Annotated in this window: 1 protein-coding gene; it reads left to right on the top strand. The window is 74.1% G+C overall.

Annotation, left to right across the window (positions count from 1 at the left end; translation table 11 throughout):
- Nucleotides 1-933 (top strand): aldehyde dehydrogenase family protein (locus ACFTQE_RS20105; protein ID WP_376926733.1); only part of this gene is annotated, 933 nt, incomplete at its 5' end.
- Between the last annotated feature and the right edge of the window lie 144 nt (nt 934-1077).

Genomic DNA, 1077 nt, shown 5'->3' on the forward strand with positions numbered 1-1077 from the left:
GCCCTCGCCCTCGTCGACGGTTTCGATGCGGGCACCGCGCTCGTGCGGCATCCGCTGGTCTCCGCCGTGGGGTTCACCGGGTCGACCCGGGGCGGCCGCGCGCTCTTCGACCTCGCCTCGGCGCGGCCCGCGCCGATCCCGTTCTACGGCGAGCTCGGCTCGATCAATCCGGTCGTCGTCACGGAGGCCGCTGCTGCGCGGGATGCCGCGGGCATCGCCGCCGGGCTCGCGGGCTCCTTCACCCGCGACGGCGGCCAGTACTGCACGAAGCCCGGACTCGTCTTCGTGCCCGAGGGGGCGGGCTTCGAGGCCGCACTCGTCGCCGCGCTCGCGGATGCGCCGTCGCAGGCGCAGCTCACCGACGGCATCGCGAGGGCGTTCGACTCGGGTTCGACGGCGCTCGCCGCGCGCGACGACGTCGAGGTCGTCTTCGCCGGCGATCAGGCGGCGACGGATGTCTCTGCGCCCGTCGTCGTCGCCACGTCGATCGATGCGTTCACCGCCGCCCACGAGACCTTCCTCGAGGAGTGCTTCGGGCCGCTCACGGTGCTCGTCCGTTACACCGACGACGATGCGCTCGCGGCCGCGCTCGCCGTGCTCGAGGGCTCGCTCACCGGCACGATCCACCACGCGCCCGGCGAAGACGTGGTCGTGCTGACCGACGCGCTCGGCCGGGTCGCCGGCCGCATCGTCTACAACGGCTGGCCGACGGGCGTCGCGATCGCGTGGGCGCAGCACCACGGCGGCGGGTGGCCCGCGACGACCGCATCGGTGCACACCTCGGTGGGCGCCACCGCGATCCGCCGCTGGCTGACCCCCATCGCCTATCAGGACGCCCCGGCCGCCGTGCTGCCGCCCGAACTCGCCGACGGCAACCCGTTCGGCGTACCGCGCCGTGAAGACGGCGTGCTCGTGGCGGGCGCGACCGGATAGCACCGCGGAGACATGAAGGGCGGGGCCGCTACCGCCCGCACCCCAGAACTCCCGGCAAAGTTTTTTGCGGGGAGGAAGAGGCCCCGGGGAGCGAGGACCACGCCGAGGCCGGCGGACACCAAAGCGGCGGGAGGGTCGCCCACG

The organism is Agromyces sp. NPDC056965, assembly GCF_042673425.1.
Lineage (GTDB): Bacteria > Actinomycetota > Actinomycetes > Actinomycetales > Microbacteriaceae > Agromyces.